23 protein-coding genes are annotated in these 26,162 nt (G+C 70.8%); 8 read left to right on the top strand and 15 right to left on the bottom strand.

The features are described from left to right. Positions 1 to 188 precede the first annotated feature (188 nt). Positions 189 to 2,117, top strand: a complete 1,929-nt coding sequence (gene dxs, locus AB0I69_RS11860; RefSeq protein WP_363095447.1) for a 1-deoxy-D-xylulose-5-phosphate synthase — start codon at positions 189 to 191, stop codon at positions 2,115 to 2,117. Between the two features lie 148 nt (positions 2,118 to 2,265). Next, positions 2,266 to 3,789: an amino acid permease gene (locus tag AB0I69_RS11855; protein ID WP_363095446.1), complete on the top strand. Its 1,524-nt coding sequence runs from the start codon at positions 2,266 to 2,268 to the stop codon at positions 3,787 to 3,789. Between the two features lie 80 nt (positions 3,790 to 3,869). On the opposite strand, the gene AB0I69_RS11850 is transcribed toward AB0I69_RS11855, so the two are convergent. After that, positions 3,870 to 4,241 (bottom strand): NTP pyrophosphohydrolase, encoded by a 372-nt coding sequence (locus AB0I69_RS11850; RefSeq protein ID WP_363095445.1) that lies wholly within the window; start codon positions 4,239 to 4,241, stop codon positions 3,870 to 3,872. Between the two features lie 68 nt (positions 4,242 to 4,309). On the opposite strand from AB0I69_RS11850, the gene AB0I69_RS11845 reads away from it, so the two are divergent. Further along, the gene (locus AB0I69_RS11845) at positions 4,310 to 5,329 is read left to right on the top strand and encodes a hypothetical protein (protein WP_363095444.1); all 1,020 of its coding nucleotides are present in this window, start codon (positions 4,310 to 4,312) and stop codon (positions 5,327 to 5,329) included. On the opposite strand, the gene AB0I69_RS11840 is transcribed toward AB0I69_RS11845, so the two are convergent. Then, positions 5,263 to 6,069 carry a hypothetical protein gene (locus tag AB0I69_RS11840; protein WP_363095443.1) on the bottom strand — a complete coding sequence of 269 codons (807 nt, stop codon included), beginning with the start codon at positions 6,067 to 6,069 and terminating at the stop codon, positions 5,263 to 5,265. The genes AB0I69_RS11845 and AB0I69_RS11840 overlap by 67 nt on opposite strands. Positions 6,070 to 6,076: 7 nt before the next feature. Here AB0I69_RS11840 and AB0I69_RS11835 point away from each other — a divergent pair, with 7 nt between their 5' ends. Further along, positions 6,077 to 6,355 carry a hypothetical protein gene (locus tag AB0I69_RS11835; protein ID WP_363095442.1) on the top strand — a complete coding sequence of 93 codons (279 nt, stop codon included), beginning with the start codon at positions 6,077 to 6,079 and terminating at the stop codon, positions 6,353 to 6,355. A 67-nt stretch (positions 6,356 to 6,422) separates the two neighbouring features. On the opposite strand, the gene AB0I69_RS11830 is transcribed toward AB0I69_RS11835, so the two are convergent. The 5 genes from AB0I69_RS11830 to AB0I69_RS11810 all read right to left on the bottom strand — a co-directional run bounded on the left by AB0I69_RS11830 (position 6,423) and on the right by AB0I69_RS11810 (position 13,047). Further along, the gene (locus tag AB0I69_RS11830) at positions 6,423 to 8,561 is read right to left on the bottom strand and encodes a 3-hydroxyacyl-CoA dehydrogenase NAD-binding domain-containing protein (RefSeq protein WP_363095441.1); all 2,139 of its coding nucleotides are present in this window, start codon (positions 8,559 to 8,561) and stop codon (positions 6,423 to 6,425) included. Beyond that, complete coding sequence (locus AB0I69_RS11825) at positions 8,558 to 9,775, bottom strand: acetyl-CoA C-acyltransferase (protein ID WP_363095440.1); 1,218 nt, start codon at positions 9,773 to 9,775, stop codon at positions 8,558 to 8,560. The genes AB0I69_RS11830 and AB0I69_RS11825 overlap by 4 nt, the downstream gene beginning before the upstream one ends. 281 nt (positions 9,776 to 10,056) lie before the next feature. Further along, positions 10,057 to 11,334, bottom strand: a complete 1,278-nt coding sequence (locus AB0I69_RS11820) for a ribonuclease D (RefSeq protein WP_363095439.1) — start codon at positions 11,332 to 11,334, stop codon at positions 10,057 to 10,059. 144 nt (positions 11,335 to 11,478) lie between these two features. After that, on the bottom strand, positions 11,479 to 12,141 hold the full coding sequence (locus AB0I69_RS11815) for a response regulator transcription factor (protein ID WP_030605794.1): 663 nt from the start codon (positions 12,139 to 12,141) through the stop codon (positions 11,479 to 11,481). Between the two features lie 237 nt (positions 12,142 to 12,378). Further along, a complete protein-coding gene (locus AB0I69_RS11810) occupies positions 12,379 to 13,047 on the bottom strand; it encodes a DUF3000 domain-containing protein (protein WP_363095438.1) in 669 nt (222 codons plus the stop codon). Between the two features lie 104 nt (positions 13,048 to 13,151). On the opposite strand from AB0I69_RS11810, the gene hemE reads away from it, so the two are divergent. Then, on the top strand, positions 13,152 to 14,219 hold the full coding sequence (gene hemE, locus AB0I69_RS11805; RefSeq protein WP_363095437.1) for a uroporphyrinogen decarboxylase: 1,068 nt from the start codon (positions 13,152 to 13,154) through the stop codon (positions 14,217 to 14,219). Between the two features lie 9 nt (positions 14,220 to 14,228). On the opposite strand, the gene AB0I69_RS11800 is transcribed toward hemE, so the two are convergent. Next, a complete protein-coding gene (locus AB0I69_RS11800) occupies positions 14,229 to 15,053 on the bottom strand; it encodes a rhomboid family intramembrane serine protease (RefSeq protein WP_363095436.1) in 825 nt (274 codons plus the stop codon). 125 nt (positions 15,054 to 15,178) lie between these two features. On the opposite strand from AB0I69_RS11800, the gene AB0I69_RS11795 reads away from it, so the two are divergent. Next, positions 15,179 to 15,502, top strand: a complete 324-nt coding sequence (locus AB0I69_RS11795; RefSeq protein ID WP_363095435.1) for a hypothetical protein — start codon at positions 15,179 to 15,181, stop codon at positions 15,500 to 15,502. A 6-nt stretch (positions 15,503 to 15,508) separates the two neighbouring features. Here the strand turns inward: AB0I69_RS11795 and AB0I69_RS11790 are convergent, their stop codons facing one another. Then, positions 15,509 to 16,909, bottom strand: a complete 1,401-nt coding sequence (locus AB0I69_RS11790; protein WP_363095434.1) for an FAD-dependent oxidoreductase — start codon at positions 16,907 to 16,909, stop codon at positions 15,509 to 15,511. Between the two features lie 27 nt (positions 16,910 to 16,936). Further along, the gene (locus tag AB0I69_RS11785; RefSeq protein WP_363095433.1) at positions 16,937 to 17,872 is read right to left on the bottom strand and encodes a DUF4349 domain-containing protein; all 936 of its coding nucleotides are present in this window, start codon (positions 17,870 to 17,872) and stop codon (positions 16,937 to 16,939) included. Positions 17,873 to 18,045: 173 nt separating this feature from the next. Here AB0I69_RS11785 and hemG point away from each other — a divergent pair, with 173 nt between their 5' ends. Continuing rightward, positions 18,046 to 19,476 carry a protoporphyrinogen oxidase gene (hemG, locus tag AB0I69_RS11780; RefSeq protein ID WP_363095432.1) on the top strand — a complete coding sequence of 477 codons (1,431 nt, stop codon included), beginning with the start codon at positions 18,046 to 18,048 and terminating at the stop codon, positions 19,474 to 19,476. 4 nt (positions 19,477 to 19,480) lie between these two features. Continuing rightward, complete coding sequence (gene hemQ, locus AB0I69_RS11775) at positions 19,481 to 20,212, top strand: hydrogen peroxide-dependent heme synthase (RefSeq protein WP_363095431.1); 732 nt, start codon at positions 19,481 to 19,483, stop codon at positions 20,210 to 20,212. Positions 20,213 to 20,263: 51 nt separating this feature from the next. On the opposite strand, the gene AB0I69_RS11770 is transcribed toward hemQ, so the two are convergent. From AB0I69_RS11770 to AB0I69_RS11750, 5 genes are all read right to left on the bottom strand, one after another. Then, positions 20,264 to 21,859, bottom strand: a complete 1,596-nt coding sequence (locus tag AB0I69_RS11770) for an alpha/beta hydrolase (protein ID WP_363095430.1) — start codon at positions 21,857 to 21,859, stop codon at positions 20,264 to 20,266. A gap of 134 nt (positions 21,860 to 21,993) precedes the next feature. Next, the gene (locus AB0I69_RS11765; RefSeq protein ID WP_363095429.1) at positions 21,994 to 22,785 is read right to left on the bottom strand and encodes a TIGR04222 domain-containing membrane protein; all 792 of its coding nucleotides are present in this window, start codon (positions 22,783 to 22,785) and stop codon (positions 21,994 to 21,996) included. Positions 22,786 to 22,902: 117 nt separating this feature from the next. Continuing rightward, complete coding sequence (locus AB0I69_RS11760) at positions 22,903 to 23,661, bottom strand: DUF4142 domain-containing protein (protein WP_363095428.1); 759 nt, start codon at positions 23,659 to 23,661, stop codon at positions 22,903 to 22,905. 123 nt (positions 23,662 to 23,784) lie between these two features. After that, positions 23,785 to 25,095 carry a DUF692 domain-containing protein gene (locus AB0I69_RS11755; RefSeq protein ID WP_363095427.1) on the bottom strand — a complete coding sequence of 437 codons (1,311 nt, stop codon included), beginning with the start codon at positions 25,093 to 25,095 and terminating at the stop codon, positions 23,785 to 23,787. 147 nt (positions 25,096 to 25,242) lie between these two features. Further along, entirely contained in the window at positions 25,243 to 26,031 is a 789-nt protein-coding gene (locus tag AB0I69_RS11750; protein ID WP_363095426.1) for a DUF4142 domain-containing protein, read from the bottom strand. Between the last annotated feature and the right edge of the window lie 131 nt (positions 26,032 to 26,162).

Genomic DNA, 26,162 nt, shown 5'->3' with positions numbered 1-26,162 from the left:
CTTCGCGCAGACTGTGCCCGGTACCGAACGCGGTGCCGGGCACAGTCATGTCGTAGGAAAGGCTGTTCGTGGGTACAGCCGATCGCGTGACGTATGACGCAGAGCCCGGGCGCCGTTCGCAAAGGCGGAACATTAGACTCGACAAGCCCGGCAACAGCTCGATCAGCTCTACTCGCAAGGAGGCACGGGTGCCGCTGCTGACCCGCATCAGGGGACCGCGCGATCTGGACCGGCTCAGCCTGGAGCAGCTGGACCAGCTGGCCGGGGAGATCCGGACCTTCCTCGTCGACGCCGTCTCCAAGACCGGCGGCCACCTCGGCCCGAACCTCGGCGTGGTCGAGCTGACCATCGCCCTGCACCGCGTCTTCGAGTCCCCGAAGGACCGGGTGCTGTTCGACACCGGCCACCAGTCCTACGTGCACAAGCTGCTCACCGGCCGCCAGGACTTCTCCAAGCTGAAGATGAAGGGCGGCCTGTCCGGCTACCCGTCGCAGGCCGAGTCCGAGCACGACGTCATCGAGAACTCGCACGCCTCGACGGTCCTCGGCTGGGCCGACGGCCTCGCCAAGGCCAACCAGGTCCTCAAACGCGACGACCACGTGGTCGCCGTCATCGGTGACGGTGCCCTGACCGGCGGTATGGCCTGGGAGGCGCTGAACAACATCGCCGACGCCAAGGACCGCCCCCTCGTCATCGTCGTCAACGACAACGAGCGCTCCTACGCACCGACCATCGGCGGCCTCGCGAACCACCTGGCGACCCTGCGGACCACCGACGGCTACGAGCGCTTCCTGGCCCGCGGCAAGGACCTCCTGGAGCGCACTCCGGTCGTCGGCAAGCCCCTCTACGAGACGCTGCACGGCGCGAAGAAGGGCCTGAAGGACTTCATCGCCCCGCAGGGCATGTTCGAGGACCTGGGTCTGAAGTACGTCGGCCCGATCGACGGCCACGACATCGAGGCGACGGAGTCCGCGCTGGCCCGCGCCAAGCGGTTCGGCGGCCCGGTGATCGTCCACGTCCTCACCGAGAAGGGCCGCGGCTACCAGCCCGCCCTCCAGGACGAGGCCGACCGCTTCCACGGCATCGGCCCCATCCACCCCGACACCGGCCTGCCGATCAAGGCCTCCGGCGCCGACTGGACCTCCGTCTTCGGCGACGAGATGGTCGCGCTCGGCCAGGAGCGCGAGGACATCGTCGCGATCACCGCCGCGATGCTCCAGCCGGTCGGCCTGAAGAAGTTCGCCGACGCCTTCCCCAACCGCATCTACGACGTCGGCATCGCCGAGCAGCACGCCGCCGTCTCCGCGGCCGGCCTCGCCACCGGCGGACTGCACCCCGTCTTCGCCGTCTACGCCACCTTCCTCAACCGCGCCTTCGACCAGGTGCTGATGGACGTGGCCCTGCACAAGTGCGGGGTGACCTTCGTCCTGGACCGGGCCGGCGTCACCGGCACCGACGGCGCCTCGCACAACGGCATGTGGGACATGTCGATCCTCCAGGTCGTCCCGGGCCTCCGGCTCGCCGCGCCGCGCGACGCCGACCAGGTCCGCGCCCAGCTCCGCGAGGCCGTCCAGGTCAAGGACGCGCCGACCGTCGTCCGCTTCTCCAAGGGCGCCGTCGGACCGGCCGTACCCGCCGTGGGCCGCATCGGCGGCATGGACGTACTGCGCGCGCCCGGCACCGACGCCCCCGACGTCCTGCTGGTCTCGGTCGGCGCGCTGGCGCCCATGTGCCTGGAGATCGCCGACCTGCTCGACAAGCAGGGCATCTCCACCACCGTCGTCGACCCGCGCTGGGTCAAGCCCGTCGACGAGGCCATGGCCCCCCTCGCGGAGCAGCACCGCGTGGTCGTCACCGTCGAGGACAACTCCCGTGTCGGCGGCGTCGGTTCGTCGATCGCACAGGCGTTGCGCGACGCCGGCGTCGACGTACCGTTGCGCGACTTCGGTATCCCGCCGCGCTTCCTCGACCACGCCTCGCGCGCCGAGGTGATGACGGAGATCGGCCTCACCGCCCCCGACATCGCCCGCCAGGTCACCGGCCTGGTCTCGAAGCTGGACGGCCGCTTCGAACGGCCCACGGCGGAGGTCGACTCGGTGGAGTCCGCCCGCGACTGAGGCACGGCCGGCACCGCTGAACGGGCCTCTTCCGCCACTCTTCGCAGTGGTGAAAGAGGCCCGTTCGCGTGAATCCGCTCGCGCCGGGGCATACGCAGTACGCCCCCTCTCGATCATGTCGAGGACGACAAGCGTGGGAGGTACACCCGTGAGCAGCACCCTCTTCCGGACGAAGAGAGTCGAACAGTCCATCCAGGACACCGAGGAACCGGAGCACGCGCTCAGAAAGTCCCTCTCGGCCCTGGATCTGACCGTGTTCGGCGTCGGCGTCGTGATCGGCACCGGCATCTTCGTCCTGACCGGCACGGCCGCCAAGAACAACGCCGGCCCGGCGGTCTCCCTGTCCTTCGTCGTGGCCGGCGTCGTCTGTGCCCTCGCCGCCCTCTGCTACGCCGAGTTCGCCTCCACGGTGCCGGTGGCGGGCTCCGCGTACACCTTCTCGTACGCCTCGCTCGGCGAGTTCCCCGCCTGGATCATCGGCTGGGACCTGGTCCTCGAACTCGCCCTCGGTACGGCGGTGGTGGCGGTCGGCTGGTCCGGCTACATCCACTCCCTGCTGGACAACGCGGGCTGGCATCTGCCCGAGGGGCTCAGCGGCCGGGACGGCGCCCACGGCTTCGGCTTCGACATCCTCGCCGCCGCGCTCGTCCTCGTCCTCACCGCGATCCTCGTGCTCGGCATGAAGCTCTCCGCCCGGGTCACCTCGGTCGTCGTCGCCATCAAGGTCGCCGTCGTCCTCGTGGTGATCATCGCCGGCGCCTTCTTCATCAAGGGCGACAACTACAAGCCGTTCATCCCCAAGGCGCAGTCGGTGGAGGCGGGCGGCAACCTCAAGGCCCCGCTGATCCAGCTGATGTTCGGCTGGGCGCCCTCCAACTTCGGCGTCATGGGCATCTTCACCGCCGCCTCCGTGGTCTTCTTCGCCTTCATCGGCTTCGACGTCGTCGCCACCGCCGCCGAGGAGACCCGCAACCCGCAACGCGACGTGCCCCGCGGCATCATCGGCTCACTGATCATCTGCACCACGCTGTACGTCGCCGTGTCGATCGTCGTGACCGGTATGCAGAAGTACAGTTCGCTGTCGATCGACGCGCCCCTCGCCGACGCCTTCAAGGCCACCGGACACCCGTGGTTCGCGGGCCTCATCAGCTTCGGCGCCGCGATCGGCCTGACGACGGTCTGCATGATCCTTCTCCTGGGCCAGGCCCGCGTCTTCTTCGCGATGAGCCGCGACGGACTCCTGCCCCGCTTCTTCTCCCACGTCCACCCGCGCTTCCGCACCCCGTACCGCCCGACCATCCTCCTGGGCGTGGTCATCGCGATCGTCTCGGGCTTCACGAGCCTCAGCGAACTCGCCGAACTGGTCAACATCGGCACCCTGTTCGCGTTCATCGTGGTCGCGATCGGCGTGGTCATCCTCCGTCGCTCCCGCCCCGACCTGCCCCGCTCCTTCCGCACCCCCCTGGTCCCGGCCCTCCCGATCGTCTCGGTCCTGGCCTCCCTGTGGCTGATGCTCAACCTCCCCACCGAGACCTGGCTCCGCTTCGCCATCTGGATGGCGATCGGCTTCTTCGTGTACTACTTCTACGGGCGCACGCACAGCCGACTCGGGCAGCAACAGGCGGCGGAGGCGGCCGAGTCCGCGGCACCGCCGACCGGCAGTACCCCGTAGTACCCCCGCAGCCAACCGAGTTGACCCTCCGGCCCCGTACGTCCCGCTCCGGCGGCGACTGCGGGGCCGGACGACTCCGACTAGGGCCGCACAGTCCTCGGCCCCGCGACCTCCGCGCCCAACTCCGCCACCCTGCGCCGCAGTTCACGGTCCGCGGTGACCACCAGGCACCGGTGCCCGCCGGCCTCGGCGACCAGTTCGACCATGCGGTCGTCGCCGCTGCCGGGTGCCGAGTCCACCCGTACACCCGGTACGGACTCGACCCCACGCGCCGCGCCCTCCACGACGAGGACGATCTCCACGGGGTCCGTGCGGCCGGGCAGGCCGTCCGTGGCGAGCCGGTCACGAAGGCGCTCGGCGGCACCCCTGCGGTCGCGCCACCAGCCGTCGGGCACCGACCCGACGACGTTCGCGCCGTCGACGATCACCAGCAGGGGAGTGTCCTCGTCCATGGGGCAAGGGTCGCACGCGGGCAGGGGCCGCCCGGCGCGGATCCGGGGGCCCCAATTAGAGTGAAGCGGTGAACGGCGACTGGCTCATACGCGGCCGCGACGGCCGGCTCAGTGTGTATCTGCCCTCGGGCGAAGCCGTCCTGTGCCGGGCGGAACGCGGACCCGGTGGCCTCTGGAGCGCCCCGCACAGGGTGGGCGGCGACCAGAAGCTGCACCCGGGGCTGCTCGGCATCGGGCAGGGCGCGGACGGGTACGCCCACCTGGTGTCCTGGCGCCCCACGGTGACGGGCGAGTCCGGGCTGGTCCACTCCACGCACTTCCGGCCCCGGCTCGCGGCCCTCGACTGGAGCCCGCTCGGCCACCCGAACAAGAAGGGCGACCGCACCGGTGTCCCGGCGGTCGCGGTCGACGCGGAGGGCCGGGCCCACCTCTTCGTGCGCAATGCCGGGCGCGGCGTGAGCATGCTGGCCCAGAAGGAGAAGGGCGGCTGGGACCCGTGGCGCGACCTCAAGGGGCGTGACGTCCACGAGGACCTGGCGGCGGTGACGGGGGAGTCCGGCACGGTCGAGCTGTACGCGGCGGTACCCGGCGCGATCCTGCACTGGCGCCAGCTGGAGCCGGGCGGGCAGCCGGTCCTGGAGGAGGCGATGGAGGCCACGATCAGACCGGGCACACTCCGCGCCCTGGCCACCTCCCCGCAGAGCACCACCCTCTTCTACACGGACGACTCCGGCGACCTCTGCGCCTGGCGCCCCGGCACCAAGCCGGTCACCCTCCTCCCCACCGCCGGCCCCGGCCCGGTCTCCGCGGTCCGCTGCGAACTCGACGGCTACGACTGCACGTTGCTCGCCCAGCGCTCGGCCAGCGGCCGGGTCGCCTTCGCCGCGTACCCCACGGAGGAGGAGTCGGCGGGCGCCTGGTGGACCGAGTCGGGCCCCCAACTCCCGGCGGACGCCGAGGTGTCGCTGACCCTGGACGAGGACGAGCGGGTGGCCGCGGCGACGGTGTCGCCGTCCACCGGTCAACTCCTCGTCACGCGGCGGAAGGCGGAGGCCGGGTTGGCGTTGGAGGCGTGGCGGGAGGTCTGACGGGGCTCGCGCGGGTCGCTCCGTAGCCTGCCCGCTGCCACGGCTGGCCCCCGGGAGACGGGCGCGGCGCCGCCCGACGCGGACGGCTCGCGTTCTGGACGGAGACGAGTCCGGGCGACGGCGAGTGGAAGGGCCCCTTCGTCCTCGGCGACGGCTGGATCGCGCCCACCCTCGCCGTGACCGGGCTGCCCGGCGGCCCCGCCGAACTCGTCGGCCTGCGCCGCCGGCAGGTGGTGGGCGGCGGGGTCACCGTCGATGTCGTCCACACCGTCCAGGATCCGGGTGGCAACGGCTTCAGCGGCTGGCAGACCCTGGAGAACCCCGACTGGGCGCACGGCGACGGCCGCCGCCGGCGAGAGGAGGGCGCGCCGTCCGCCGCCGTCGACACGGCCGGCCGCCTGTACGTCTTCGTCCGCGACTTCGCCCAGGGCATCAGCGTGCGCCGCCGGGACACCGACTGCACCTGGAGCCCGTGGGAGAACATCGGCGGACGGTTCGTCCAGGACGCGGGCACGGCCCTGACCACCGAGCGCGGCACCGTCGAGCTGTACGTGCCGGGCAAGAACACGGTGTGGCGCTGGCACCAGGCCGAACCCGGCGGCGCCTTCCTCCTCGACGACACCCTGCAGACGGGCTGTCCCGCCACCGGCGGCATCTCCGCCGTCGACTCGGGCGACGGCCGTACCTGCCTGTACTTCCGGGAGGCCGGCACCCAGCAGGTCATGGCCTACCGCCGGCACGGGCGCGGTGGCCGCGCTGTGGGCTCCGGAACGTGGTGCCCGCGACGCCGTCCTGGCCCACCGGGGCAGCCGTGGCCGGCTCGTCGTCTCGATGCCCGACCGGGACAAGGACGTCTCCGGCACCCACTGGCACGATTCCGGCGACATGTTCGCCCACGCCCCGGCGATGGCCTACGACGCGACGGGCGCCCTGGTCGTCGCCGTCATCGGCACGGACGGCCGGCTGCGGGTGCGCCGCCAGCTGTCCCCGACGGTGGGCAGCCCACTGGGGCCGTGGCGGCCGTAACCGACAGAGGGCCCCCGCCCGAAAGCGGAGGCCCTCTTCACGTCAAGTCACGTCCGTACGACGGTCGTTACGCCGGAACGCTCGCCACACCCGGCGCCAGGAACGGCTTCCCGTTCACCCGCTCCGACACACCCTCCCGGTCCAGGTACGGCGTGATACCGCCCAGGTGGAAGGGCCAGCCGGCGCCGGTGATCAGGCAGAGGTCGATGTCCTGGGCCTCGGCGACGACACCCTCGTCGAGCATCAGACCGATCTCCTGCGCCACCGCGTCCAGGACGCGATCCCGCACCTGCTCCTCGGTCAGCACGGAGTCGCCCTGCTGCAGCAACGCGGCGACCTCGGGGTCGAGTTCGGGCTTGAACCCGTTCTCGGCGGAGTAGACGTAGAAGCCGCGCTTGCCCGCCTTGACGACGGCCGCGAGGTTCGGGGAGACCGTGAAGCGGTCCGGGAAGGCCCGGTTGAGGGTCTCCGAGACATGCAGGCCGATGGCCGGACCGACCAACTCCAGCAGAACGAGCGGGGACATGGGCAGACCGAGCGGCTCGACGGCCTTCTCCGCGACCGCGACCGGGGTGCCCTCGTCGATGACGTTCTGGATCTCGCCCATGAAGCGGGTGAGGATGCGGTTGACGACGAACGCCGGGGCGTCCTTCACCAACACCGCTGTCTTCTTCAGCTTCTTGGCCACCGCGAACGCGGTCGCGAGCGAGGCGTCGTCCGTCTGCTCGCCGCGCACGATCTCCAACAGGGGCAGAATCGCCACGGGGTTGAAGAAGTGGAAGCCCACGACCCGCTCGGGGTTCTTCAGCTTCGACGCCATCTCGCTCACCGACAGCGAGGAGGTGTTGGTGGCGAGGATCGCGTGCGCCGGGGCGACCGCCTCGACCTCCGCGAACACCTGCTGCTTGACGCCGATCTCCTCGAAGACGGCCTCGATGATGAAGTCGGCGTCGGAGAAGCCCTCGGCCTTGTCCAGCACACCGGTGACCAGGGCCGTGAGGCGGTTGGCCTTGTCCTGGTTGATACGGCCCTTGCCGAGCAGCTTCTCGATCTCGGCGTGGACGTAGCCCACACCCTTGTCGACGCGTTCCTGGTCGATGTCCGTGAGGACGACGGGTACTTCGAGGCGGCGCAGGAAGAGCAGGGCGAGCTGCGAGGCCATCAGACCGGCGCCGACCACACCCACCTTGGTGACCGGACGTGCCAGGGACTTGTCGGGCGCACCCGCCGGACGCTTGCCGCGCTTCTGCACGAGGTTGAACGCGTAGATACCGGCGCGGAGTTCGCCACCCATGATCAGGTCGGCGAGCGCCAGGTCCTCGGCGTCGTAGCCCTGCTGGAGGTCGCCGTTCTTCGCGGCCTCGATGATGTCGAGGGCGCGGTAGGCGGCCGGGGCGGCCCCGTGCACCTTGGAGTCCGCGACGAAACGGCCCTTGGCGACGGCCTGGTCCCAGGCCTCGCCGCGGTCGATCGCCGGACGCTCGACCTTGATCTCGCCCTTGAGGACGTTGGCCGTCCAGATCAGCGACTGCTCCAGGAAGTCGGCGCCCTCGAAGAGCGCGTCGGCGATCCCGAGGTCGAAGACCTGCTGGCCCTTGAGCTGCTTGTTCTGGTTGAGGCTGTTCTCGATGATCACCGAGACGGCCTTCTCCGCGCCGATCAGGTTCGGCAGCAGCGCGCAGCCACCCCAGCCGGGGACCAGACCGAGGAAGACCTCGGGCAGCGAGAACGCCGCGATGTGCTTCGACACCGTGCGGTACTCGCAGTGCAGACCGACCTCGACGCCGCCGCCCATGGCCGCGCCGTTGTAGTACGTGAAGGTCGGGACCGCGATGTCCGCGAGGCGCTTGAAGACCTCGTGGCCGCCCTTGCCGATGGCGAGCGCGTCGTCGTGGTTCTTGAGGAGCTCTACGCCCTTGAGGTCTGCGCCGACAGCGAAGACGAACGGCTTGCCGGTGATGCCGACACCGACGATCTCGCCGGCCGCGGCCTCCTTCTCGACCTGGTCGATGGCGGTGTTGAGGTTCGCCAGCGAGGCCGGACCGAAGGTGGTCGGCTTGGTGTGGTCGAAGCCGTTGTCCAGCGTGATGAGCGCGAACCGCCCGGCGCTGTACGGCAGTTCGAGGTGACGGACGTGCGCGGACGTCACTACCTCGTCCGGGAACAGCTCGGCCGCACCCTTCAGAAGCTCGGTGGTGGTGCTCACTTGTCCCCCTCGAAGTGCGGGTTCTCCCAGATGACCGTGGCGCCCATGCCGAAGCCGACGCACATGGTGGTCAGGCCGTAGCGGACGTTCGGCTGCTCCTCGAACTGCCGGGCCAGCTGCGTCATCAGACGCACACCCGACGAGGCCAGCGGGTGACCGAAGGCGATCGCGCCGCCGTACTGGTTGACGCGCTCGTCGTCGTCCGCGATGCCGTAGTGGTCGAGGAAGGCCAGCACCTGTACGGCGAAAGCCTCGTTGACCTCGAAGAGGTTGATGTCCTCGATACCGAGGCCCGCCTTGGCGAGCGCCTTCTCGGTCGCCGGGATCGGGCCGTAGCCCATGACCTCCGGCTCGACACCCGCGAAGGCGTACGACACGAGACGCATCTTCACCGGCAGGTTGTTCTCGCGCGCGAAGTCCTCGCTCGCGATGATCGACGCGGTGGCACCGTCGTTGAGACCGGCCGCGTTGCCGGCGGTGACCCGCCCGTGCACACGGAACGGCGTCTTGAGCCCGGCGAGGTTCTCCAGGGTCGTCCCCGGACGCATCGGCTCGTCGGCGGTGACGAGACCCCAACCGACCTCGCCGACCTGCTCGTTGGTGTTGCGCACCGAGATCGGCACCAGGTCCTGCTGGATCTTGCCGTTGGCGTACGCCTTGGCGGCCTTCTCCTGCGAACGCACCGCGTACTCGTCGGCGCGCTGCTTGGTGATGTGCGGGTAGCGGTCGTGCAGGTTCTCCGCGGTCATGCCCATGAACAGCGCGGAGTCGTCGACCAGCTTCTCGCTCACGAACCGCGGGTTCGGGTCCACGCCCTCGCCCATGGGGTGGCGGCCCATGTGCTCGACACCACCGGCGATGACGGCGTCGTACGCACCGAAGGCGATGGAGCCCGCGGTGGTCGTGACGGCGGTCAGCGCGCCCGCACACATGCGGTCGATGGAGTAGCCCGGGACGGACTGCGGCAGCCCGGCGAGAATGCCGGCCGTACGACCGAGGGTCAGCCCCTGGTCACCGATCTGCGTGGTCGCGGCGATGGCGACCTCGTCGATCTTCGCGGGGTCCAGACCGGGGTTGCGGCGCAGCAGCTCCCGGATCGCCTTCACGACGAGGTCGTCGGCCCGGGTCTCGTGGTAGATGCCCTTCGGGCCCGCCTTGCCGAACGGGGTGCGGACGCCGTCGACGAAGACGACGTCCCTGACGGTACGAGGCACGATTGGCTCTCCTCCAGGGTGCGGGATCGGCACTGCTGCGATGCGCTGAGCGCGCGCTCAGCACCCATGCTACTTGCGGGTAACCAACCTGCCCACCCCCGGGGCCCCAAGCGGCGAACGTCACACTCCGCAGGGCCTTGCGCCCTACATGACTGCAGATGTCACCCAAGGATCTTGGCGCGATCTAGACGTTCCCGGGCCAGTTGACGCGCCCCTAAGGGGCGCGGGGAACTGCGCGACAAGCCACAGCGGACCCGCACCCGCGAAACGGCAGGTACCTCTTACGGCGCCTTGGCGGTCAACGCCTCCACCAAAACCGGCGCAACCTGCTCAACCTGCCAAGCCCGAGCCCCATACCCGGCAAGCGCGGCCCCCACAGAAGCCACATCCACACTCTTCGGCGGCTCCCAGCAAACCCGCCGCACAGTATCCGGAGTAATGAGGTTCTCCTGAGGCATGTTGAGCCCCTCGGCCACCGCAGACACCGCAGCGCGCGCCGCAGACAACCGAGCCGCAGCCTCAGGATCCTTGTCGGCCCAAGCACGCGGCGGCGGCGGCCCGGTGACCGGCTGCCCCGGCTGCGGCAGCGCGGAGTCGGGCAGCGCCTTCGCCCGATCAACGGCCGCCTGCCACTGCTCCAGCTGCCGTCGCCCCATCCGATGCCCGAACCCGGTCAACGCGGCCAGCGCCTGCACGTCCAGCGGCAGCGCAAGCGCCGCCTCCACGATCGCCGCGTCGGACAGCACCTTCCCCGGCGACACGTCCCGCCGCTGCGCGATCCGGTCCCGCGTCTGCCACAGCTCCCGTACGACACCGAGCTGCCGGCGCCGCCGTACCTTGTGCATCCCGGACGTACGGCGCCACGGGTCCTTGCGGGGCTCGGCGGGCGGCGCCGCCGCGATCGCGTCGAACTCCTGGCGGGCCCAGTCCAGCTTGCCCTGCCGGTCGAGTTCCTTCTCCAGGGCGTCGCGCAGGTCGACGAGGAGTTCGACGTCGAGGGCCGCGTACCGCAGCCACGGCTCGGGCAGCGGGCGGGTGGACCAGTCGACGGCGGAGTGTCCCTTCTCCAGGACGAAACCGAGCACACCTTCGACCATCGCACCCAGGCCGACCCGCGGGAATCCGGCGAGCCGTCCGGCCAGCTCGGTGTCGAAGAGCCGCGTCGGCACCATGCCTATCTCGCGCAGGCAGGGCAGGTCCTGGGTGGCGGCGTGCAGCACCCACTCGACGCCGGAGATGGCGTCACCGAGACCCGACAGGTCGGGGCAGGCGACGGGGTCGATCAGTGCGGTGCCCGCGCCCTCACGCCGCAGCTGCACCAGATAGGCGCGCTGGCCGTAGCGGTAGCCGGACGCGCGCTCGGCGTCCACGGCGACCGGTCCCGTGCCGGCGGCGAAGGCGGCGATCACCTCGGCGAGGGCGTCCTCGTCGGCGATTACGGGCGGAATGCCCTCTCGGGGCTCAAGCAAAGGGATCGGCGCCGGTTCGACGTCGTCCGGAGGGGCGCCTCCGGTGGTTCGCAGTGAGCTGTCTGCTGCGGTTTCTTGGGCGTCGGTCACGTGTCAAGGGTATCTGTGTATGGACAACGCCCGCCGACGGAACGTTCCGTCGACGGGCGTCTGAGGGTCGTAAACCAGTCAGGTAAGTGAAAGATCAGGTTCACGGCTGGGCGGGGGAGTGGAGGACGTGGTTCCGGGACGGGGTCAGTGGATGATTCCGGTGCGCAGGGCCACCGCGACCATGCCGGCGCGGTCGCCCGTGCCGAGCTTGCGGGCGATGCGGGCGAGGTGGCTCTTGACGGTCAGTGCGGACAGGCCCATGGAGACGCCGATCGCCTTGTTCGACTGGCCCTCCGCGACCAGGCGAAGCACCTCGACCTCACGGCCGGACAGTTCGCGGTAGCCACCCGGGTGGCTCGGGGAACCCGGGGGGCGGCGGTGCATACGGGCGGCGGCGGAGCCGATGGGGGCGGCGCCGGGTCGGGTGGGGAGCCCGACGTTGGTGCGGGTGCCGGTGACGACGTAGCCCTTGACGCCGCCCGCGAGGGCGTTGCGCACGGCGCCGATGTCGTCGGCGGCGGACAGGGCCAGGCCGTTGGGCCAGCCTGCGGCTCTGGTCTCGGACAGCAGGGTGAGTCCGGAGCCGTCGGGAAGGTGGACGTCTGCCACGCAGATGTCGCGGGGGTTGCCGATGCGGGGACGAGCCTCCGCGACGGACGAGGCCTCGATGACGTCGCGTACACCGAGCGCCCACAGGTGGCGGGTGACGGTGGAGCGGACGCGCGGGTCGGCCACGACCACCATGGCGGTCGGCTTGTTCGGGCGGTAGGCGACCAGGCTTGCGGGCTGCTCAAGAAGAACGGACACCAGGCCTCCTGGGGTGCGGGACGACTTTCAAGGTCACAGTCGTCTTCGGCACCAAACCCGCGGTCCTTTAGAGAAAGATCACGATTTAGTGAGTAGCAATCAGTGCAATTCGGACACGCTGTCGATCGTTCGGTGAACGAAACGGCTCGTTCGATGGGCCACTCCTGATTGAAAGTGGCCGTATCGACAAAGACACCGCAAGTGGTCGGTAAGACCTCGGTGTGCCTCGGGTAAGGCTCAGCGTGACTGCGGGCCGCGGCGCTGCGGCAGCGTGACGATGGACGCGTCGCCCGGACCCGCCGGGGGCAGGCCCGCGACCTGGGCCAGCAGATCGCACCAGGAGGCCAGATGTGCCGCCGTGTCCGGGACACCGCCGAGCCCCTCGCGCGGCGTCCATGAGGCGCGGATCTCGATCTGGGAGGCGGACGGCCGCTCGGACAGCCCGCCGAAGTAGTGGGAGCTGGCCCGGGTGACGGTGCCGCTCGCCTCGCCGTATGTCAGCCCGCGCGCCTGGAGCGCACCGGTCAGCCACGACCAGCACACGTCGGGCAGCAGTGGGTCCGCCGCCATCTCCGGCTCCAGCTCCGCGCGCACCAGCGTCACCAGCCGGAACGTGCCGTGCCAGGCGTCGTGCCCGTCCGGGTCGTGCAGCAGCACCAGCCGGCCGTCGGCCAGGTCCTGGTCGCCGTCGACGACCGCGGCCTCCAGCGCGTACGCGAAGGGGGCGAGCCGCTGTGGCGCCGGCGTCGGATCGATCTCGATCTGTGGCCGCAGCCGACTGTTCCGCAGGGCCTGGACCGCGGCCTGGAAAGCCGGCGGAGCCCCACCGCCTCCATCCCGGTCCCCCTCCTTGGAGTCGTCCATTCCGCCAGTGCCGTCCGACAATCGTCCCTGAGCCGCAGCCATGCGGGAAGATTAAGGGGAACGGAGGCATCGTGCGGGACTAGACACCCGCTCTTCCGCTCAGCACACCGTGTAATCGCCTTCTGGCGCCGTGCGAGACTTGCCCCGTGAGTGCCAACCAGAGCCCTACGGGCCAGCAGCCGACCGCCACTTACGACTCCGCCTTCATGAAGGCGGCCAGGCGTGAGCCCGTTCCGCACACGCCCGTGTGGTTCATGCGGCAGGCCGGGCGCTCGCTGCCGGAGTACCACAAGGCGCGCGAGGGCATCGGGATGCTCGACTCCTGCACGCGCCCCGAGCTGGTCGCCGAGATCACCCTCCAGCCCGTGCGCAGGCACGGTGTGGACGCGGCGGTCTACTTCAGTGACATCGTCGTCCCGCTCAAGGCCATCGGCATCGACCTCGACATCAAGCCCGGCGTCGGCCCGGTCGTCGAGAAGCCGATCCGCACCCGCGCCGACCTGGCCCGGCTGCGCGACCTGACCCCCGATGACGTCTCCTACGTCACGGAGGCCATCGGCCTGTTGACCGCCGAGCTCGGTTCGACGCCCCTCATCGGCTTCGCCGGCGCGCCGTTCACCCTCGCGAGCTACCTCATCGAGGGCGGTCCGTCCCGCACGTACGAGAACGCCAAGGCGATCATGTACGGCGACCCCGAGCTCTGGGCCGACCTCCTCGACCGCCTCGCCGACATCACGGCCGCCTTCCTCAAGGTCCAGATCGAGGCGGGCGCCAGCGCCGTCCAGGTCTTCGACTCCTGGGCCGGCGCGCTCGCCCCGGTCGACTACCGCCGTTCGGTGCTCCCCGCCTCCGCGAAGGTCTTCAAGGCCGTCGAGGGCTACGGCGTCCCGCGCATCCACTTCGGTGTCGGCACCGGCGAGCTGCTCGGCCTGATGAGCGAGGCCGGTGCGGACGTCGTGGGCGTCGACTGGCGCGTCCCGCTGGACGAGGCCGCCCGCCGCGTCGGCCCCGGCAAGGCGCTCCAGGGCAACCTCGACTCGACCGTCCTGTTCGCCCCCACGGAGGCCGTCGAGGCGAAGACCCGCGAGGTCCTCGACTCGGCGAAGGGCCTGGAGGGGCACATCTTCAACCTCGGCCACGGCGTGATGCCGTCCACCGACCCGGACGCGCTCACCCGGCTCACCGAGTACGTCCACATGCAGACGGCTCGCTGAAGGTCGCGCTCACCACGTGTGCCGGGGCCTCGCCCGCCTGCCGAACAGCAGGCCGCGCGGTTCCGGCGGCGGGGGCGTGCCCGCCTTGAGCGGCCATGCGAGCAGCATGCCCACGAGGAACCCGACGACATGCGCCTCGTACGCCACCGTGCCCGCGTCGGAGACGCCCTCGCCGGACGAGTAGAACGCCTGGAGCACGAACCAGAAGCCCAGCACCAGCCAGGCGGGCAGCCGTAGCGGCAGGAAGAACAGGAACGGCACCAGGACCCACACCCTGGCCTTCGTGTACAGCACCAGATAGGCGCCCAGGACTCCGGCGATGGCCCCGGAGGCGCCGATCAGCGGGTCGCCGGAGGTGTCGTTGAGCAGCGCGAAGCCGTAGCCCGCCGCGTAGCCGCAGACGACGTAGAAGAGCGTGAAGCGGATGTGGCCCATGCGGTCCTCGACGTTGTTGCCGAAGATCATCAGGAACAGCATGTTGCCCAGCAGGTGGATCCAGCTGCCGTGCAGGAACATCGCGGTGAAGACGCTCAGGGGTGCCGACTTGTCGTAGGTCGGCGGGCCGACCGCGCAGCCCGGGCCGCCGGGGCCGGACTGGACGGTGCCGGTCGGGACCACCTGGGGCATCTGGTGGTGGATCAACTCCCGCGGTACGGCCGCGTAGTGGTCCAGGAACGCCTGCAGATGGCACAGCTGCGCGAGGTCGCTGCCGCCCGCCACGGAACCCGCCATTCCGGGCGTGGACAGGAAGACGAGCACGTTCGCTGCGATGAGCGCATACGTCACCCAAGGGGTACGGCGCACCGGATTCACGTCATGGACGGGGATGACCACAAGGCATTAGTGCCCCCGATACGCGCGGCGAACCGGTGAACACCGCCGTCCGCCTGTGCGTATGACTCCTCAACCGCCCGCGGTGCGGGGAAGGCGTGTCGCGGGGACGACGTGAGGAACAGGCGATGAACGACCGTATTTCCCCTCAGATGACCGCCACGCCCGACGGCGAGGCCGAGATCTCCCTGGTGGTGCGCCTCCCTTGGGAGGACGTCGCCAGGCTCGGCCAGGAGGCGGGCCGGCTTGCCGCGCAGATGCAGCGGCCGGTGACCCTGGACGAGGCGGTGAGCAACCGGCTGCGGTCCAACGCGCTGGGCGCCCACGCCAAGCCGGCGGCGGCACAGCCCGCCGCGATGATGCCGCCGAGCGCGTCGGTCTCCTCGCTGCCCGCCAGGCCGCCGGCCGAGCAGGCACGGCAGGCCATAGACCGCATCAACGGGACGGCATAAGCATTTTCAATGTCCGCTCGCCCGGACCTTGGCGGTCGCCTTTCGGGCCGCCACCAGGACCGGGTCCCACACCGGAGAGAACGGCGGGGCGTAGCCCAGGTCCAGGGCCGTCATCTGTTCCACCGTCATACGGGCCGTGAGGGCGACCGCCGCGATGTCGACACGCTTCGCGGCGCCCTCCCGGCCGACGATCTGCACGCCCAGGAGACGGCCGGTACGGCGTTCGGCGAGCATCTTCACCGTCATCAGGGAGGCCGCCGGGTAGTAGCCCGCGCGGCTGGTCGACTCGATGGTGACCGCCTCGAACTGAAGCCCCGCGCGGTGGGCGTCCTTCTCCCGCAGCCCGGTACGGGCGATCTCCAGGTCGCACACCTTGCTCACGGCCGTACCGACCACCCCCGGGAAGGTGGCGTAACCGCCGCCCACATTGGTGCCGATGACCTGCCCGTGCTTGTTGGCATGGGTCCCAAGGGCGATGTGCCTCTCCTGCCCGGAGACCAGGTCGAGCACCTCGACGCAGTCGCCACCGGCCCAGATGTTCTCGTGCCCGCGCACCCGCATCGCCAGGTCGGTGAGCAGTCCGCCGTGCTGCCCGAGCGGCAGCCCGGCCGTCTTCGCGAGGCTCGTCTCGGGCCGTACGCCGATCCCCATCACCACGACGTCCGCCGGATACTCCGCGTCCTCCGTGACCACGGCCCGCACCCGCCCGTCGTCCCCGGTGAGCAGCTCGGTGACCCGGGCGTCGTTGACCATGGTGATGCCCAGGCCCTCCATCGCCTTGTGCACCAGCCGGCCCATGTCCGGGTCGAGCGTCGACATCGGCTCCTTGCCCCGGTTGACGACGGTCACGTCATACCCGCGGTTGACGAACGCCTCCGCCATCTCCACCCCGATGTACCCGGCCCCGACCACCACAGCCCGACGCCCACGCGTGCGTGCCAGCGAGTCGAGCAACGCCTGCCCGTCGTCGAGCGTCTGCACCCCGTGCACCCCGGGCGCGTCCACCCCGGGCATGTCGGGGCGGATCGGCCGCGCCCCGGTCCCGATCACGAGCTTGTCGTACGACGTCCAGGACTCGACCCCGGAATCGACGTCACGCGCGCGTACCCGACCGCCCGCGACGTCGAGCTCCACGACCTCGGTGCGCATCCGCAGGTCGATGTCGCGCGCCCGGTGCTCCTCGGGGGTGCGGGCGATCAGCTCCTCCGGCGCGGACACGTCGCCGCCCACCCAGTACGGGATGCCGCACGCCGAGTACGAGGTGAAGTGGCCGCGCTCGAAGGCGACGATCTCCAGCTCGTCCGGCCCCTTGAGGCGGCGGGCCTGCGACGCCGCGGACATGCCCGCGGCGTCACCGCCGATGACGACCAGTCGTTCCCGGATACCACTCGCACGGCTCATGTCCATGCGAACACGCTACGGGCGCCGATGATTTCAGTCCTGTCCGCCCTCCTCCGGCAGAGCGCTCACTCCGGAGGCCGCTGGAGCGGTCGCGGTCCGACGCGGCCGTACGAGACGCAGCCACACGACGAGCGCCAGCGCCGCCACGGCCGCGAACGGCAGTACCGCGCCGAGTGACAGGGCGATCCAGCGCAGCATCGTGACGAAGACGTGCCAGCCGCCCGCCACGGCGTCCACGAAGCCGGGGCTGTCGTCCTTCGCGGCGGCCTTCGCCACCGGGGTCTGCGACAGGGACAGCGTGATGGTGGCCAGGCTGGTGCGGTCCTTCAGGGAGGCCTGCTGGGCGAGCAGCGCCTCCAGGTCGGACTCGCGGGTGCTCAACTCGCCCTCCAGCTCCACCACATCACTGAGCTTCGTGGCCCGGTCCATCAGTTCACGCACGCGTGCCACGCTGGCCCGCTGCGAGGCGATGCGGCTCTCCACGTCCACGACCTGGTCGGTGACGTCCTGCGCCTTCGCGGTCCGGTCGAGGAGCTTGCCCGCGCCCTCCAGGTCGGCGAGGACCTCGTCGTACTTGTCGGTGGGCACCCGCAGGACGACCCGGGTGCGCTCATGGCCCTGCCCGTCGCGGGTGGTCGTCTCGTTGCCGACGAACCCGCCCGCGTTCTCGGTGGTGGTGCGGGCCTCGTCGAGGGCCTTCGGCACGTCCTTGACCCGCACGGAGAGGGAGGCGGTACGGATGATGCTGCCGGCGGTGAGCTTGGGCACGGATTTGGTGTTCCTGGCGTTGCCGCTGCCCGAGGCGCCCTCCTGCTGGGCGCTGTCCGGAGCGGCGGCCTTGGCGCCCCCGCCGGCGTCACTGGCGCTCGTGTCGTTCGCACCGCTGCTGCACCCGGCCAGCGCGAGGGCCGAGGCCAGCAGCAGGCCGGCCAGGGCCTGGACGGGGCGTATGGAGTGTCGTGTGCGCATGGGTCGGTACCCCCGAGGGTCGTCGTGACGACTGACGCACCTTCGACGCAGGGAAGGGGCGGGACGTTGGCGGGAAACGGTCCCGATGCGGTCACGGTCGGGACTCGCGCCGGACACCGCGCCGGACACCGGGCCGGAGTCGGACTGTCAGTGGGGTCTGAGAGGCTGGGGGCATGCGCGAAGTGGAGACCCGTACGGGCACAGGGCATGTCGTCGTCATCGGCGCCGGGATCGGCGGGCTGGCCGCCGCACACCGGCTGCTGGACAGAGGCGTGCGCGTGACCGTCGTCGAGGCGTCGGACCGGGTCGGCGGCAAGCTGCTGCCCGGCGAGATCGCGGGCGCGCGCGTGGACCTCGGTGCCGAGTCGATGCTGGCCCGCCGCCCCGAGGCCGTCGCGCTGGCCCGCGAGGTGGGCCTCACCGACCGCCTTCAGCCGCCTGCCACGGCCACCGCGTCGATCTGGACCCGGGGTGCCCTGCGCCCCATGCCCAAGGGCCATGTCATGGGCGTCCCCGGCACCGCCTCCGCCCTCTCCGGAGTCCTCTCGGACGAGGGCCTGCACCGCATCGAGCGCGACACCGACCTGCCCCGCACGGAGGTCGGCGACGACGTGGCGGTCGGCGAGTACGTGGCCGCACGCCTCGGCCGCGAGGTCGTCGACCGCCTCGTGGAGCCCCTCCTGGGCGGTGTCTACGCGGGCGACGCGTACCGCATCTCGATGCGCTCCGCGGTCCCGCAGCTGTTCGAGGCCGCGAAGACCCACGACTCCCTCACCGAAGCCGTCCGGGGCATCCAGGAGCGGGCCGCCGCCGCACAGCAGACCGGCCCGGTCTTCATGGGCATCCAGGGCGGAGTGGGTCAACTCCCGCTCGCCGTCGCGGAGTCGGCACGCGCGCGGGGCGCCGGGATCCTCACCGGGACACCGGTCACGGAGCTGCGCCGGACGGGGACCTCGGGCTGGCGGGTCGTCGCCGGGGACCGCGTGCTCGACGCCGACGGCGTGATCGTCGCCGTACCCGCCCCGGTCGCCGCCGAGTTGCTGCGCGCCGAAGCACCGGGCGCCGCGGCCGAGTTGGGCGCTGTCGAGTACGCCTCGATGGCCCTGATCACCCTCGCCTACCGCCGAGCGGACATCGAACTCCCCGAAGGCAGCGGCTTCTTGGTGCCACCGGTCGACGGCCGCACCATCAAGGCGTCCACCTTCGCCTCCCAGAAGTGGGGCTGGATCGCCGACGAGAACCCGGACGTGGTCGTCCTGCGCACCTCGGTGGGCCGGTACGGAGAGACGACGATCCTGGAGCGCGACGACATCGGCCTCGTGGACGTCTCCCGGCACGACCTGCGCGAGGCCACCGGCCTCGACGCCACGCCCCTCGAAACCCGAGTCACCCGCTGGACCGACGGCCTGCCCCAGTACCCGGTCGGCCACCACGCGCGCGTGGCCCGTATCCGCGAGCACGTGGCCAAACTCCCCGGCCTGGCAGTCTGCGGCGCGGCCTACGACGGCGTCGGCATCCCTGCCACCATCGCGAGCGCGTACGCGGCCGTCGAGCGGCTGACCGGTGACCCGGTGCCGAGCGCGCCCGGCGGAGCGGGAGAATAGCCCCATGAGCGACGACGCCCCCACCACCGAGCCCGGCCGCATCCCGAACAAGGGCAAGCTGGCCAAGGACCTCAACGAGGTCATCCGCTACACGCTGTGGTCCGTCTTCAAGCTGAAGGACGTGCTGCCCGAGGACCGCGCCGGATACGCCGACGAGGTCCAGGAGCTGTTCGACCAGCTCGCCGCGAAGGACGTCACGGTCCGCGGCACGTACGACGTGTCGGGCCTGCGCGCCGACGCCGACCTCATGATCTGGTGGCACGCCGAGACCGCCGACCAGCTCCAGGAGGCGTACAACCTCTTCCGCCGCACGAAGCTCGGCCGCGCCCTGGAGCCGGTCTGGTCGAACATGGCGCTGCACCGCCCCGCCGAGTTCAACCGCTCGCACGTCCCGGCCTTCCTGGCCGACGAGACGCCGCGGAACTACATCAGCGTGTACCCGTTCGTGCGCTCCTACGACTGGTACCTGCTGCCCGACGAGGACCGTCGCCGTATGCTCGCCGACCACGGCAAGATGGCCCGCGGCTTCCCGGACGTGCGCGCCAACACGGTCGCCTCGTTCTCGCTCGGCGACTACGAATGGCTCCTGGCCTTCGAGGCCGACGAGCTGTACCGCATCGTCGACCTCATGCGCCACCTGCGCGCCTCCGAGGCCCGCATGCACGTCCGCGAGGAGGTCCCCTTCTACACGGGCCGCCGCAAGGACGTGGCCGAGCTGATCGCGGGCCTCGCCTAGTTTTTTCAGGGGCGCGGGGAACTGCGCGACCAGCCCCCACCGGCCCGCGGTCTACCGACTGCCCGGTCGCGCAGCCTTCGGCTCAGCATGCGGCGCACAAGAAGCCCGCCGCTCCGGCAACCGCCCCTCCAACAAGTACGCGTCCAAATACCCGTTGACGCACTTGTTGGCCCCGCCCGCGATCCCATGAGTCCCAGCATCCCGCTCGGTCACCAACACCGAGTCGGACAACCGCCGTTGCAACTCAAGCGCCCCGTCGTACGGCGTAGCCGCATCCCGCTCAGCAGCCATGATCAGCACAGGCGGCAACTCACCCGGCCCGGTCCGCACATCAAGGGGCTGCTGACGCGGCTCGGGCCAATACGCACACGGCAGATTCATCCACACGTTGTCCCACGTCTCGAACGGCGCCTCGCGCGCGAGCCGAGTGTTGTCCCGGTCCCAGACGCTCCACTCGGTAGGCCAGGCCGCGTCATTGCACTCGACGGCCGTGTAGACCGCGTTGCCGTTCTCCGCCTCCGCGGCCGCCTCCGGCGTCGGCCCGGCCTGCTGGATGAGCTGCTTCGGGTCGCCCTTCAGGTACGACGACAGTGCGGCGGCGCTGTGCGGCCAGTAGTCGTCGTAGTACCCGGCGGACAGGATCGCGCCCTGCAACTGCGCAGGACCCACCTTGCCGCCCGCGGGCTTCTCCGCGAGCCGCGCCTCGGCCTTGCGGTAGCTGCCGAGCACCTTCTCCGCCGTGTCGCCGAGGCCGTAGACGTCGTCGTGCTTCGCGATCCACTCCCGGAAGTCCGTCCAGCGGCCCTCGAACGCGGCCGACTGGTCGAGGTTGTTGCGGTACCAGATCTGCTCGGGGTCCGGGTTCACCGCCGAGTCGAACACCATCCGTCGTACGTGCGTGGGGAACAGCGTCGCGTACAGCGCCCCGAAGTAGGTGCCGTAGGACGCGCCCATGAACGTCAGCCTGTCCTCGCCGAGTGCGGCGCGCAGGACGTCCAGGTCGCGGGCGTTGTTGAGGGAGGTGTAGAAGCGGAGCTTGCTGCCGGAGCGTTTGGCGCAGCCGCGCGCGTAGCTCTTGGCCTCGGCGATGCGTTCCTTCTTGTACGACTCCGAGGGGTACGTCGGTGACTGCGAGGGTGCCTTGAAGAAGTGCTTGGGGTCCTCGCAGGACAGCGGCGCCGACTTGTCGACGCCGCGTGGGGCGTAGCCGACGAGGTCGTAGGCCGACGCGATGCGTTTCCACTCGGGGAGCATGCCGATCAGCGGGAAGTAGAGGCCGGAGGCGCCCGGGCCGCCGGGGTTGTAGACCAGGGAGCCCTGGCCGGGCACTCTGCGCTTGCTGTTGTGCGGGTCCTTGTGGGTGGCGCGGGCGCGGCTGACGGTCAGTTTGATCTGCTTGCCGTCGGAGTGCGCGTAGTCGAGCGGGACGGAGACCGTGCCGCACTCCATGACGCCGGGCAGGTCCTGCGCGTCGGGGCACTTGCCGAAGGTGATGCCGGCCGCCCGGGCGTGCGCGGCGGCGAGCGCGGTGCCGGTGAGCTCGGCGGCACGGACGTCGGGAACGCCCGGGGTACCGGTGGCCGGGGCGGCGGCGAGGGTGGTCAGGAGCAAGGACCCGGCGGCCGAGTACAGGGCGGCGGCTCGCATGGTGGGGTATCCCTTCGGAGCACGGCAGCAACAAAAGGGATGTTTCGTTCGGTCGTTGGCGAAGGCAAGCACCATCGGGCCGGTGTCGGCCCCAATGACCCCTGTGCGCCCCCGGGAGCGCCTTCACGCTGTGGTCAGCGGCGCCACACGTCGAACTGCTCCCGGTACTGCTCGCGGTGCGCGAAGGCCGCCCGCAGATCCGGCTCGCCGACCGCGCGGATACCTCGTACGGCGACGGACGTCAGATACGTACGATCGTCCCCGCTGCCAGCGTGCCGGGCCAGCGTGCCCAGCAGCCGCTGACCGGCCGGGGAGGCCCAGCGCGAGTACGGGTGCACCTCGACCCGCGCGATGGCCAGACAGCTCAGCGTGAGGGCCAGCGGCAGCGCGAACCAGAGCGCGACCAGACCCCGCGGCATCTCGGCCCCCGGCGTCAGCAGCGCGGTCGCGCCCAGCGCGAGCACGACGAGCGCGGCGGCCCGCACCTGCCGGACCCCGGCCGCAACTGTCGTACTGCTGCCGTCCGGTACGGCGAGACCCGCGTCGACGAGCCGGACCGCGACGTCGCGCACCGCGTCCGTGGCCGCCGCGGTGGCCCGCACCGGGGCGATCCGGGACTGCCCCTCGGGCCCGATGGCGCCTATCACCGACCGCTCGATGGCGTCCCGGCCGCGCGGGTCGACGACGGTCGCCCAGCCGGTGTGGGCGAGCAGCAGCCGGTGCTGCCGCGCCATGGAGACCAGCGTCAGATCGGCGACCCGCGCGGGACCGCCGGACAGGAACGCCGCCTCGTAGAGCGTCAGATCGTGCCCTTTGCCCGTGTCGTCCGCGTCGACGGCCGCCGCTCTGACGGCGGCCAGGCACAGCCGTGTGCACGCTGTGCCGGCGACGGCCCAGGCCAGGAGCAGGAGAAGGACCCAGAACATGCCAAATTTCTATGCCAAAGGCCCAGTGCACCGCCATGCCTTGTTCACAATCCGGACGGAGCGTTGTCGGTCTGTGACGTTCCGATTGTCCGGAAACGAACTATGGCCGAAGCGGTTCTACGGCGGTGGGGCGGAGGCGGCCGGCGGGAGTGTGTAGGTCGGGGAGACCGAGGGGGTCAGCGGGACCACCTGGCCGGGGTCGGCCGCGGCGGAGACGCTGGGTACAGGCGAACTCGACGCCGCCATGTCCTGGGCCAGCGTCGCGAAGTCGACGTACCCGGTGGCCTCCAGGACCTTGATGTGGTCCAGGACGGTCGTGTTCGCGTCGTCGGCGAGGGCGCGGACCAGGGAGTTCTGGGTGGTGGCGCGGACCTGGGCCACCACCGTGAACACCTTGCCGTGGGCGAGGCGCAGGATGTTGGCGAACTTGCGGTCGAAGTCCACGCCCTGCGCCGCGTTCAGTGTGGCGAGCCACTGCTGTTGCTGGGCGTTGGGCTGGTTCGGCAGCGGCAGCCCGAGCTTGGAGGCGACGTCACGCACCCGCTCGTCCAGGAACGTGTGGCCGTCGATGAGGTGCTGCCCCGCCGTCCGTACGGCCGCGGTGGTGCCCTTCTCCTCGGCCTGCTGGCCGGCCGGCAGCTCCCACAGCCCGGCCAGCCGGACCCTCGTGACGAAGTCCCGGTCCAGGGCGGACAACGGTCCGTACTGCGTCGTCACGGTCTGGTCGCTGAGCACGCTCGCGCCGGTCGTCCCGGACCGGTCGGCGTAGGACCAGACCGGGAAGACGAGCGCGGCCAGGGTCGCGGTCAGGCCCATGACGATGACGCCGGTGCCACTGAATATGCCTCGGCCCTTCACGGGGGGTCGCGGTCGCATGGGTGCCTCCTGTCACGGCACCGCACGTGAGTGTGCTTTCTGTGCGCTTCTCGTGCGGGACCGCAATATTACTGTGGAGTCACTGTCACCTTCCAAGGCCCCTCTCGGCCCTCCCGCGACCCGTCAACGGCGCAGCAGTACCCGCCGGGTGGCGCGGGCGAGCCGGACCCTGGGCCGCGTCGCACGCGGGACCGGACCTGAGCGCTCCAGCCACCACTCCCGCAACTCCCGCCTGACCTCGGCGTTCTCCGGACCGCCCGAGAGCAGCAACTGTCCGGCGAAGTCCAGCGCGTCACGCCGGTAGCCGCCGGTCATCGGGTGCGTGTGCGCGTACGCGAGGAAGGCCGGCCGGTACCCGTCCCCGAGGATCTCCGGCAGTTCGGGCGCCACCTTCGCCACGACATCGGCCCGCTTCGCGCCGAGTGCCCGCGCCTGCACACCGAGCCGTACCCGGTCGAACCCCTCGGGGACCGGAGTACCGGCGACCAGCGCGGAGAGCAGGGCGGTCTGGGCGAGGGCGACGCGCTGGCGGGCGGGTGCGGAGTCGGAGGTCAGTGGTGCGGCCGGGGGCGTGACGGACGTCGGCTCCTCCGTGGTCGTGGCTCGAACTCGCCCCTTCACCAGCGCCCCGCGGATCGACATCAACTCCCGCTCCAGCTCGGCTGGTTCGGGGAAGTTGTCGTCCCGCTCCAGCAGTACTCCGGGCGGGGAGACACGGGATGCCAGGTCGGTCAGGATGTCGAGGACCGGGGTAGGGACGGGGTGGGCGTGGCTGTCGTGCCAGACGCCGTCGCGCTCGACGCCGCCCGCGACATGGACGTACGCGATGGCCTCGACGGGGAGTTCGGCGAGGGCCTTGGCCGGGTCCTCGCCGCGGTTGACGTGGTTGGTGTGCAGGTTGGCGACGTCGATGAGGAGCCGTACGCCGGTGCGGTCGGCGAGTTCGTAGAGGAACTGTCCCTCGGTCATCTCCTCGCCAGGCCAGGCCAGCAGTGCGGCGATGTTCTCGACGGCGAGGGGTACGGGCAGCGCGTCCTGGGCGGTACGGATGTTCTCGCAGAGCACGTCGAGGGCGTCCCGGGTGCGGGGGACGGGCAGCAGGTGGCCGGCTTCGAGGAGCGGGGAGGCGGTCAGGGGGCCGCCCGCGCGGACGAACGCGATGTGCTCCGTGACCAGCGGCGAGCCCAGTGCCTCGGCCCGCTCGGCGAGCGCCGTCAGCCTGCTCTCGTCCGGCCGGTCCGCGCCGCCGAGGCCGAGGGAGACGCCGTGCGGAATCACGGTCACGCCGCGCTCGCGCAGCCGTAGCAGCGAGTCGGGGAGGTGGCCGGGGCAGACGTTCTCGGCCACGGCCTCGACCCAGTCGATGCCCGGCATGCGTTCCACGGCGTCCGCGATCTCCGGCCGCCAGCCGATGCCTGTCCCCAGTCGCTCCATGGTTCGTCCCCGTCCTCCAGGAAATTCATCAACTCCACAAGGCCGCTGTTCCGGCGTGACGGAGGTATCGCCCCGGCGCCGGGCCCCGAACCGCGTGCGGGTCACCTTCAGAGCAACATTTGAGGTTCGGGGCGGGGGAGGGGTCGGTTACCCCAGCACTCCGTTCGAGTCGACCGGATCCGGTCGGCCGGTGTTGACCGTGCCCGGCGCCGCCGGGGACGGCCGCGAGGTGGCTCCGATGTTCGCGCTCGCCTCGGCGGCCGGCGCCGAGGGCGCCACCTGGCCGGGCACCGGCACCGCCGGGCCGGTCGGGCTGGCGGTGGAGGCGTTCGCGATCTCGTTGGCGATGGCGTCGAAGTCGACCCGCCCGGTCTTCTCCAGCATCGTGATGTGGTCGAGCACGGTCTGGTTGGCGTCCGAGGCCAGCTGCCGCACCAGGGTGTTGCGGGTGGTGTTCCGTACGGCGCCGATGGCCGGGAAGATCTTGCCGTGCGCGGCCCGCAGCAGGTTGGCGAACTTGTACTCGTACTCGGTGCCGGTCGCCGCGCTCAACTCCTGCAGCCAGCCCTGCTGTTGCTCGTTCGGCACGTTGGGCAGCGCGACATTGAGCTGGGCCGCGATGATCCGCACCCGCTTGTCGAGGTCGGTGTGGCCCACGATGAGGTGGTCGCCGGCCTCCTTGATCGCCTGGTTGGGTGCGCGCTCGATGGCCTGCTGGCCGGCCGGCAGCTCCCACAGCCCGGCCAGCCGCACCCGGACGATCAGGTCCCGGTCGGCGGCCGTCAGCGGCCCCCACTGGGTGTTCACGGTGCCCGCCGCCACGTTCGCCTGCCCGGTGCCCGCACGGTCGGCGTACGACCACAGAGGGAAGACGAGCGCGCCGGTGGTGGCGACGATGGTCGAGATGAACACAGCCGTACCGCTGATACGACGCAAGAGACCCTCCCGGGGAAACCAACTGGTCGTTGGAGAAGTTGACGCTCGGCCAGTGCCAGGAGGTACGCACGGGACGGTCCGCTTGTTCAACGGGAAGGCATCGTTGCCCAAAGGGCAGGCAAAGAGGGCGA

The organism is Streptomyces sp. NPDC050508, assembly GCF_040655155.1.
In the GTDB taxonomy this organism is placed as follows: Bacteria; Actinomycetota; Actinomycetes; order Streptomycetales; family Streptomycetaceae; genus Streptomyces.
This window is presented reverse-complemented; position numbering and strand designations above follow the sequence as displayed.

Excerpts from the sequence above, each read along its gene's own strand:
- AB0I69_RS11765 (WP_363095429.1), bottom strand. The coding sequence starts at position 22,785 with ATGTTCTGGGTCCTTCTCCTGCTCCTGGCCTGGGCCGTCGCCGGCACA.
- AB0I69_RS11755 (WP_363095427.1), bottom strand. The coding sequence starts at position 25,095 with ATGGAGCGACTGGGGACAGGCATCGGCTGGCGGCCGGAGATCGCGGAC.
- AB0I69_RS11795 (WP_363095435.1), top strand. The coding sequence starts at position 15,179 with ATGAACGACCGTATTTCCCCTCAGATGACCGCCACGCCCGACGGCGAG.
- hemG (WP_363095432.1), top strand. The coding sequence starts at position 18,046 with ATGCGCGAAGTGGAGACCCGTACGGGCACAGGGCATGTCGTCGTCATC.
- AB0I69_RS11850 (WP_363095445.1), bottom strand. The coding sequence starts at position 4,241 with ATGGACGAGGACACTCCCCTGCTGGTGATCGTCGACGGCGCGAACGTC.
- AB0I69_RS11790 (WP_363095434.1), bottom strand. The coding sequence starts at position 16,909 with ATGGACATGAGCCGTGCGAGTGGTATCCGGGAACGACTGGTCGTCATC.
- AB0I69_RS11785 (WP_363095433.1), bottom strand. The coding sequence starts at position 17,872 with ATGCGCACACGACACTCCATACGCCCCGTCCAGGCCCTGGCCGGCCTG.
- AB0I69_RS11770 (WP_363095430.1), bottom strand. The coding sequence starts at position 21,859 with ATGCGAGCCGCCGCCCTGTACTCGGCCGCCGGGTCCTTGCTCCTGACC.
- AB0I69_RS11810 (WP_363095438.1), bottom strand. The coding sequence starts at position 13,047 with ATGGCTGCGGCTCAGGGACGATTGTCGGACGGCACTGGCGGAATGGAC.
- AB0I69_RS11760 (WP_363095428.1), bottom strand. The coding sequence starts at position 23,661 with ATGCGACCGCGACCCCCCGTGAAGGGCCGAGGCATATTCAGTGGCACC.
- hemQ (WP_363095431.1), top strand. The coding sequence starts at position 19,481 with ATGAGCGACGACGCCCCCACCACCGAGCCCGGCCGCATCCCGAACAAG.